Source organism: Acidomonas methanolica (assembly GCF_004346035.1).
Classification (GTDB): domain Bacteria; phylum Pseudomonadota; class Alphaproteobacteria; order Acetobacterales; family Acetobacteraceae; genus Acidomonas; species Acidomonas methanolica.
Window position 1 is genome coordinate 1 of sequence record NZ_SLZN01000058.1, and the last position, 8,232, is coordinate 8,232.

The following is an 8,232-nucleotide window of genomic DNA, read 5'->3' on the forward strand; positions in this document are numbered from 1 at the left end:
GTCTGCACGAACTGTTGCCGTGGAATTGGCGGCCTGTGGTAACACCTCACAAACAGGCAGCTTGATCAAGGGCGGTCTCAAGCGGCCGGTTACGAGAAATCCTTCACCTGGGTCAGCGATCTCAGGGTGTCCCGCGAGGATGGCGTCGCGCTGACGCTGCCCGTCTGGTTCATGGAGGGCGTATGCGACCGCTCGCGTGTGCTGAGCGTCGATCCCGCCTATTTCCGGCTGGACGGCGGGCTGGAGCGCTGGCTCTACCGCCTCGCGCGCCGCCATGCCGGGCGGCAGGCCGACGGCTGGACCTTCGGTCTCGCCGATCTCCATGCCCGTTCCGGCAGCCTGTCTCCCCGACGCCGCTTCACGGCCGGGGTCGCCCGGATCGCCCGGCGGCAGAGCGTTCCCGGCTATACGCTTCGGGTCATTTCCGGTGGAAAACCGCCAGTTCTGCGGATTACACCAACGGTATCATCCACCGATCCTGTGCATAACCGTGTGAATCATACCGTTGCTTCAGGTACGCATGATACCGTTGGTCCAGTGACGGAAATACCGTTGGGTGAGTTCGGAATTGGCTTCCAATGCTTTGATTCAAAACGGAAAATCGCGTCCGTAACTTATATAACTTATATATATACTTTAGTACTTGTACGCCGCGCGCCCGCATGCCCGCGCGCGAGTCATTATATATGCGCCTACGCTGTTCTACGACAGACTACGACAGCCTTGCACCGGATCGCCAGCGTCCTCCTGCCGGGAACGTCCCAAAGGGCATTGAGGGGGGCGGCATGACGCGGGCTTCCCTTCCGACGGGCGCGACATCGCCCCGCGCACCCTTTCGCGTGCTGGACCTGTTCGCGGGCGCGGCCGGCGGCTGGACGCTGGGCCTGCACCGGGCGGGCTTCGTCACCGTCGCCGCCTGCGAGATCGTTCCATGGCGGCGCGTGCTCTACGCGGAGAACAATCCCCATGTCCGCAAACGGTCCTGGCTCATCGGTTTCGACCCCCGGCAGCTTGCCGACACCGGTCTCGCAGTCGCAGCAGGGCGGGATACGGATGGAAGGTGGCGCGGGCGCGCGGGCGGCGATGAAGGCGTCGGGCCTGTACGATGTGTTCCGTATGGATCGGCTGGCGACACCACGGGCGTCGGATGCCGCGAAGGGTGGTCGGGGCGACGTGCTGGCGCAACTGACGGGGCAGGAAAACCGCCATGCGGGGATACTGCCCACACCGCTGGCGCCGAATGGGGGCCGTCGGCTGACCGCGCGGGAGATCGAGACGGGCCGCCGCGCGAACGGCGCGAAGGCCCAGATCGACACGCCGAACCTGCTGCGGCACGCAGCACTGGAAACACTGCCGACGCCCACGAAACGGGACAGCCGGATGGACGGGTGGAGCGATGCCTACGACCGGCGGAAGTCGCCCACAATGGACGCGGTGATGGATGGGGCGATGACGGGCCGGGCACCCCCGGACCGCTGGGCGGGAGCGCGGGCGCTGGCGACGCTGCTACGGAGCCATGGGCTGACTGGAACGGCGGCCCTGCCGCTCACCTACGGATGGATGATGGGCTTTCCGCCTGGCTGGCTCGCACGCGCGTTGCACTCGGCGATGGACGCCGGGCGTCTGCCGCCAGCCTTGTCGTCGAGGCGTTCGGCGACGCGGTCGTCCCAGATATCCCCGAAGCCATAGGCCACGCCATCCTGCGGGTCGAACGGGCGCTCGACGCGGTCCTCGCGCGTGCGTCGGCCGGAGATGTGTCATGACCCGGCGCGGCTGGTTCTTCGTCACGTATTTCGCCGTGCTCGGCGTCGGTGTGTCGCTGGCGGTCCGTCCCGTGCCACGCCTGCTCTGGAACGAGACAGCGAGCGTGCCGGTCGGGCTGTATCGCATCCAGCCTACCGTGCCGGTCCGCGTCGGCGACATTGTCGCGCTCCGACTGCCCGAGCGCGAGGCGACGCTGCTGGCGACACGCGGCTACCTGCCGTTCGGTGTGCCGCTGCTCAAGCCGGTCGCGGCCCTGGCGGGGCAGAGCGTCTGTCGGACCGGCATCCACATCACCATCGACGGCAAACCTGTTGGTGACGCGAAGACCGTCGATCATCGGGGCCGCAAGCTGCCGCTGTGGCAAGGCTGTCAGCGCCTCGGTCCGGGGCAGGTGTTTGTCATGAACACCGCTGTGCCGACCAGTCTGGACGGGCGGTATTTCGGTGTCCTGTCGATGGATACCGTCATCGGGCGTGCCGTGCCGGTTCATGTCCAGACCGGCGAGGCGGAGCCAGCGCCGCCGCATTTCGGTCCCCTCCCGGACCTGCCCGATCCAGAGCGGGAACGGCCGCTCCTGGGACCGCCGATGATCCCCGTGAAACCGGGCGAACCACCCATCGAATGACGATCGTAATGCACACGAATTTTCCATCACCTCTATCAATTCCGAAAGGATTTTTCCCATGAGCCAGATCGGATTTTTCACCCGCACCGCCGACGGTTTCGTCGGGCGTGTGCGCACCCTGTCGCTGGACGCCGAACTGACCTTCGTGCCAGCGGACAACAGCGGCGCGGAGAATGTGCCGGATTACCGCATCCATCTCGGCGACGGGGATTCGGGTCTCGAAATAGGCGCCGGATGGAAACGAACCGGGGAACGGGCGGGCGAATATATTTCCATCGTGCTCGACGACCCGTCGTTCATGCAGCCGGTCCGTGCCACGCTGTTCCAGGCGGGACGCGGCGGACGTGAATGGCAACTGGTGTGGAACCGGCCTTTGAGACGTCCGGAAGGCCGGGAATGAATGCCCGGCTTTTCGTGTCTGGCAGCATGCTGGCCGTGCTCGTGCTGACGCTCTCGCCCGTTTCCGGGCGTGCCCAGGATTTTGACGATCTGGTGCGACAGGCGGCCGAGCGGAATGCGATTCCGGCGACGTGGGTAAGAGCGGTCCTGCAAGCCGAAAGTGCTGGCGATCCGCATGCCGTGTCAGGTGCTGGTGCGATGGGCCTGATGCAACTCATGCCGGGCACCTGGAAGGAGGTTCGGCATACGCTCAATCTGGGCGCCGATCCTTTCAATCCGCATGACAATATCGCGGCCGGGGCAGCCTATCTGCGATGGCTGCACGACCGCTATGGTGATGCCGGTTTCCTTGCCGCCTACAACGCCGGTCCAGCCCGTTACGACAATCATCTGGCGACCGGTCGACCGCTTCCAGGAGAGACGGTTTCCTATGTCGCGCAGGTCCGGAATTTGATCGAAAATCCGGGCGCATTTCTCCCCGGTCCGGCTTCGGAAACCGTATCGGACTGGCGTTCTGGATCGCTGTTCGTTATCGGCAAAAAACCTGCGGAACCGGCGATGTTGGCCCCGGTTTCGAGGCGCGAAAATGTCCCGGCTGTTTCTCTCTTTCCGGCAGGTTTTTTCCCGTCGCCGGGAGGTGTCCCGCATCCCCGAAACACCGACCGCGCGACCGTTATCGGCACGCTTTTCATCGCCCGATCCGGGGAGGCAAAGCCATGACGGGAGGTGCTTCCGGTATCGGAGAACAGTGCCCAGGGTCGGCGGAAATCGTCGGTTTGAGGCCTGGAGGGGGGCGGTTGAAGGCTAAGCAAGATAAAAGCCACAAGGTGTGGCGCGGTCGGGGAGGGTGGTTTTTCAGGGGTTTTCGCAAGGTCATTTTGCCGTCGCAAGGTGCGACATCGAGAGAATGGCTGTTTTCCGAGGCTATGGCGCAAGGTCAGGACCACCATGGCGCAGGATGATGATTTCCGGGTCCGTCCCGGCCGCATCCGTGCGCCGCGCGCGCCAGGCCGACCACAGTCCTTCATAGGCCGCGTGCTGGCCGCCACCAATCGTGCTGGCGGCATGGGCCGTCCGGGCGCGGGTCATGGCGGCGGTCGTCCCTCGACCTTCGGGCGGGGCCGGGGGGCCGCACTGCGCGCGAACCGCATCCTTTCGCGTCGCACGCGCCATGTCGTGGTCAAGGCACGCGTCGTCCGTCACAATGGCCGCGCCTCGCTCCGCCAGCACCTCGCCTATCTCCAGCGCGAGGGCGTGACGAAGGACGGGGAAAAGGCACGCCTGTTCGGCGCGGACCGTGACGCCATTCCCGCTGCCGAGTTCGCGGAACGATGCGGGGATGACCGGCATCATTTCCGCTTCATCATCGGCCCGGAAGACGCGACCGACATGGCGGACCTCACGGCGTTCACGCGCGACCTGATGAAGCAGGCCGAACAGGATCTCGGGACAAGGCTGGACTGGGTGGCCGTGTCACACTGGAACACCGACAATCCGCACCTCCATGTCATCGTGCGCGGCAAGGATCAGGAGGGAGAGGATCTGGTGATCGCGCGGGACTATATCCGCGAGGGGTTTCGTGCCCGTGCGCAGACTCTGGTGACGCTGGAACTTGGTCCGCGAACCGAGAATGAAATCCACCGAAGCATTGAACGCCAGGTTGAGGCGGAACGCTGGACGCAGCTCGACCGGCAGTTACAGCAGGATGCCGACGCGCAGGGTGTCATTTCACTCGCGCCCGACCCCGGACGCCAGCCGGATCAGTTCGCGGTGATGAAGACGGGTCGTCTGCGTTATCTGGAACGCATGGGGCTGGCCCATGACATCGGCGACGGGAGGTGGCGGCTGGATGAGACCGCCGAGCCGACATTGCGCGAGATGGGCGAGCGCGATGATATCATCAAACGCATCCATCGCGGTCTGAAGGAGCGAGGGATCGACAGGGCGGCCTCGTCCTGGGTTGTGGCGGGGGAGCAGGCCGCCGGGCCTGTGATCGGCAGGCTGGTCGATCGTGGTCTCGATGACGAGCTGAAGGGCACGGCCTGGGCTGTCATCGACGGTGTGGACGGGCATGCGCGCCATGTCCGCCTGCCGACACTTGATGCGGCCACGGATGCCCCGGCTGGTGCCATTGTGGAATTGCGCCGGTTCAAGGACGCAGGGGGCCGCAGCCGCATCGCACTGGCCGTGCGGTCGGATCTGTCGATCGGGGAGCAGGTGACGGCGCGGGGGGTGACCTGGCTGGATCGTCAGCTTATCGCCCGCGATCCGGTCGCACTCGGCGATGCCGGTTTCGGCGCTGAGGTCAGGGACGCGCTGGCCCGTCGTCAAGCGCGCCTGGTCGAGCAGGGCGTTGCCCGGCAGGACGGAGACAGAACACATTATCCACGCGGCATGCTGGCCACGTTGCAGCGTCGGGAACTGGGTGATCTGGTCCGCAAACTGGAGCGCGAGACGGAGCTGACCCACAGCCCGACGGTCGCGGGCGAGTATGTCACCGGCACCTATCGTCGGCGCTTTGCTCTGGCGGCGGGACGCATGGCCATGATTGATGATGGACTCCAGTTCCAGCTTGTGCCCTGGACCCCGTCGCTGGAAAAGCAGCGGGGCCGGCACGTCTCGGGTGTCGGGCGCGACGATGGCGGCGTCGATTGGTCCTTCGGGAAGAAGCGCGATATGGGGATCGGATTGTAGGGCGAAATTGAAACTATCGCCCCGCTGTTCAGCGGCCGGGTTTCCTGAACGGATCGAGAAGTCTTACGCCACGATCTTTGAAATCCTTCAGGTTGCGTGTCACGACAATGAGATCATGCACGAACGCGGTCGCGGCCAGACCCGTATCATCGATATGCTTTTCACTGGCGGCGAGGGTCTCGCCCCAGCGGGCGGCCACATGACGGTCGACTGGTAAAATCCGGCCTTCGAACGCATCGAAAATTCCGGTCACGGTGACCTGCAATGCTGCGGCCGCATCCGGTTTCGTCATACCCAGTCTGACCAGGCCCTTCATGATCTCCCGGACACTGAGCGCGCTGATCGCCAGGTCGGCGTCATCCACGGTGTCGAGCCACGCAGAGACATTCTCGTGCGGACTGGTTTTGCCAATCTCGCGCAGGACGTTCGTGTCCAGAAGGTATTTCATGCGTTCTGGTCAGTCATGTTCAGATATCGTCGAGCTGCTCCAGGCCGGCACCGCGCAATGCCCGCTTGGCGCTGAGGCGCGGATAAGGCCGCCCCGCTTTGGGATACGCCTCCGCATAGGCCCGTGCTGTCTCGATATCCGCCAATGAAAGCGATGGATAATCCTCCAGAACCTGCGCGGCTGTCTCCCCGCCATCGAGCAGTGCAACGATCCGGTAAACCTCGACCGATGTGTTTTTGACAAGAGGCTCGCCATCGGCGCGAAACGTCACCCTGTCGCTGAGCGCTGCCAGATCGGTCGTGCGCTGTTCGACTTCCTCGATCAGATCTCCGACCGTGACCCGGAAGCGACCGAACCGGATTTCGTCCTGCCGTTCGGAAGGCTGCCGCTGAAGCGCCTGATAGAACTCCACGCGGGCATGTGGCGTCAGCTCGTCGCGCAGCGCGCGCACCGCGTAGAGATAAAACAGATCACGCCATTCGATGGCGCGCACGGACATACCGGCCCGACGAAGCAATGTCGGTCGGACTGGCCCGGAATCCAGGGCTTTCTTCACACTCCGTACGGGTTCGCGCAGTACGAAAGCGGCCTCGGCAGCGGTATAGTGAGTCGCGTGAACCATTCCACCCTCCATAACTTGACCCTAAACATAGGGTCGTATTGATGTGCCGTCAAATCTTTCCCAGGATGGAGCGTCAACAGATGCCGCCTGTCCATGTCGTCGTGATGTCGGCGTCCCGGAAGACTCGGCGGGGGGAAAGAGAAGATGGGTTTTCCCGGCTACCGGCCCCGGAACTGTCATCTACGCCCGCTTTCGTTTGTTTGCGCCATCCTTCGTCAGCGCACGACATCCGGTCCGTTCGCCGTTGAACGAGGGTGCTGCTCTGCCTTCCTGTGGCCTGTTGGCAGGTCAACGGGAGAGGGAACATGGACCAGCAGCCGGGAACGCGCGTTCAGTGGGGACAGGTTACCGTCGTCCTGTCGATCATCCTTGTCTCCTGGTGGGGTGCCACGCAATGGACGGCCTGGGAGCTGGCCTTCCAGCCTGAACTCGGTCCGCCATGGTTTACAATCCTGCATCGCTGGCCCGTCTATGCGCCGCCGCTGTTCTTCTGGTGGTGGTATGCGTTTGACGCCTATGCACCGGCAGTGTTCGCACGGGGTGCCTGGATCGCAGGGTCCGGCGGCGTGCTGGCCTTCTCGGCGGCGGTGGCGCTGTCCGTCCGTCGCGCCCGCGAGGCGAAACGGGCCGCGACCTACGGCTCCGCGCGCTGGGCGACGCGCGAGGATATGCAGTCCGCCGGTCTTCTGGGCGAGGACGGGGTCGTGCTGGGGCAGTATAAACGCGATTATCTCCGCCATGACGGCCCCGATCACGTTCTGTGCTTCGCGCCCACCCGCTCCGGCAAGGGGGTCGGTCTGGTCATTCCGACCCTCCTGACATGGCCGGGTTCGGCCATCGTCCATGACATCAAGGGCGAGAACTGGCAGCTCACCGCCGGTTTCCGTGCCCGTTTCGGGCGGGTGGTGCAGTTTGATCCGACCAGTCCGGATTCTGACGCCTATAATCCGCTGCTGGAAATCCGACGTGGCGCATGGGAAGTGCGGGACGCCCAGAATGTCGCCGATATTCTCGTGGACCCGGAAGGTAGTCTGGACAAGCGCAATCACTGGGAGAAGACGTCGCACTCCCTGCTGGTCGGTGCGATCCTGCATGTGCTGTATGCCGAGGACGACAAGACGCTGGCCGGGGTGGCGAATTTTCTCTCCGACCCAAAAACGTCCGATCGCGACCACGCTGTCGGCCATGATGCGGACCAACCATCTGGGCGAGAAAGGACCGCATCCTGTGGTCGCCTCCGCCGCGCGGGAGCTGCTCAACAAATCCCCCAACGAGCGGTCCGGCGTGCTGTCCACCGCCATGTCGTTCCTCGGCCTCTATCGTGATCCTGTCGTGGCGCAGGTGACCGGACGTTGCTCCTGGCGGATCGGCGAACTGCTCACGGGAAATCGGCCGGTCACGCTTTACCTCACCGTCCCTCCGTCCGACATCAGCCGTACCAAACCGCTGATCCGCCTGGTGCTCAACCAGATCGGGCGGAGGCTGACCGAGGATCTTCAGGCCGCCAGTCGGCGGCCGCGCCTGCTGTTCATGCTCGACGAGTTTCCCGCCCTTGGACGGCTGGATTTCTTCGAGAGCGCATTGGTGAAGCGTCCCGGGTTTCCCGGAGGCTCCTATCTGTGAGAAGGAGCCATGATGAACATGATGAGCCAGAGATTTTCGCCTGAGGTCCGGGAACGT

Annotated in this window: 7 protein-coding genes and 3 pseudogenes; 8 read left to right on the forward strand and 2 right to left on the reverse strand. The window is 64.2% G+C overall.

Annotated features, from left to right (window positions below; all coding sequences use genetic code 11):
* Positions 1–81: 81 nt before the first annotated feature.
* From EDC31_RS18465 to EDC31_RS16865, 7 genes and pseudogenes are all read left to right on the forward strand, one after another.
* A pseudogene (locus EDC31_RS18465) lies at positions 82–789 on the forward strand (replication initiator protein A); the annotation flags it as partial.
* Positions 786–908, forward strand: a pseudogene (locus EDC31_RS18290) (hypothetical protein); the annotation flags it as partial. The pseudogenes EDC31_RS18465 and EDC31_RS18290, both read left to right, overlap by 4 nt.
* Before the next feature lie 58 nt (positions 909–966).
* Positions 967–1,689, forward strand: a complete 723-nt coding sequence (locus tag EDC31_RS16845; RefSeq protein WP_222592983.1) for a hypothetical protein — start codon at positions 967–969, stop codon at positions 1,687–1,689.
* A gap of 70 nt (positions 1,690–1,759) precedes the next feature.
* Positions 1,760–2,389: a S26 family signal peptidase gene (locus EDC31_RS16850; protein ID WP_042062983.1), complete on the forward strand. Its 630-nt coding sequence runs from the start codon at positions 1,760–1,762 to the stop codon at positions 2,387–2,389.
* 58 nt (positions 2,390–2,447) lie between these two features.
* On the forward strand, positions 2,448–2,789 hold the full coding sequence (locus EDC31_RS16855; protein WP_042062985.1) for a DUF736 domain-containing protein: 342 nt from the start codon (positions 2,448–2,450) through the stop codon (positions 2,787–2,789).
* Positions 2,786–3,508, forward strand: a complete 723-nt coding sequence (locus tag EDC31_RS16860; protein WP_132127197.1) for a lytic transglycosylase domain-containing protein — start codon at positions 2,786–2,788, stop codon at positions 3,506–3,508. Before EDC31_RS16855 ends, EDC31_RS16860 begins: the two co-directional genes overlap by 4 nt.
* A gap of 228 nt (positions 3,509–3,736) precedes the next feature.
* Positions 3,737–5,482, forward strand: a complete 1,746-nt coding sequence (locus EDC31_RS16865) for a relaxase/mobilization nuclease domain-containing protein (RefSeq protein ID WP_042061355.1) — start codon at positions 3,737–3,739, stop codon at positions 5,480–5,482.
* Positions 5,483–5,510: 28 nt separating this feature from the next.
* On the opposite strand, the gene EDC31_RS16870 is transcribed toward EDC31_RS16865, so the two are convergent.
* A complete protein-coding gene (locus EDC31_RS16870; RefSeq protein ID WP_042061358.1) occupies positions 5,511–5,930 on the reverse strand; it encodes a type II toxin-antitoxin system VapC family toxin in 420 nt (139 codons plus the stop codon).
* 19 nt (positions 5,931–5,949) lie between these two features.
* Positions 5,950–6,423, reverse strand: a complete 474-nt coding sequence (locus EDC31_RS16875) for a DUF433 domain-containing protein (RefSeq protein WP_158310358.1) — start codon at positions 6,421–6,423, stop codon at positions 5,950–5,952.
* Between the two features lie 434 nt (positions 6,424–6,857).
* Here EDC31_RS16875 and traG point away from each other — a divergent pair.
* Positions 6,858–8,154 (forward strand): annotated as a pseudogene (gene traG / locus EDC31_RS16880) (IncP-type conjugal transfer protein TraG); the annotation flags it as partial.
* Positions 8,155–8,232: the final 78 nt, after the last annotated feature.

What these genes read in the sequence shown, in the direction of transcription:
- EDC31_RS16845 (WP_222592983.1), top strand. Translation starts at nt 967, where the DNA reads ATGTCCGCAAACGGTCCTGGCTCATCGGTTTCGACCCCCGGCAGCTTG.
- EDC31_RS16860 (WP_132127197.1), top strand. Translation starts at nt 2,786, where the DNA reads ATGAATGCCCGGCTTTTCGTGTCTGGCAGCATGCTGGCCGTGCTCGTG.
- EDC31_RS16865 (WP_042061355.1), top strand. Translation starts at nt 3,737, where the DNA reads ATGGCGCAGGATGATGATTTCCGGGTCCGTCCCGGCCGCATCCGTGCG.
- EDC31_RS16855 (WP_042062985.1), top strand. Translation starts at nt 2,448, where the DNA reads ATGAGCCAGATCGGATTTTTCACCCGCACCGCCGACGGTTTCGTCGGG.
- EDC31_RS16870 (WP_042061358.1), bottom strand. Translation starts at nt 5,930, where the DNA reads ATGAAATACCTTCTGGACACGAACGTCCTGCGCGAGATTGGCAAAACC.
- EDC31_RS16850 (WP_042062983.1), top strand. Translation starts at nt 1,760, where the DNA reads ATGACCCGGCGCGGCTGGTTCTTCGTCACGTATTTCGCCGTGCTCGGC.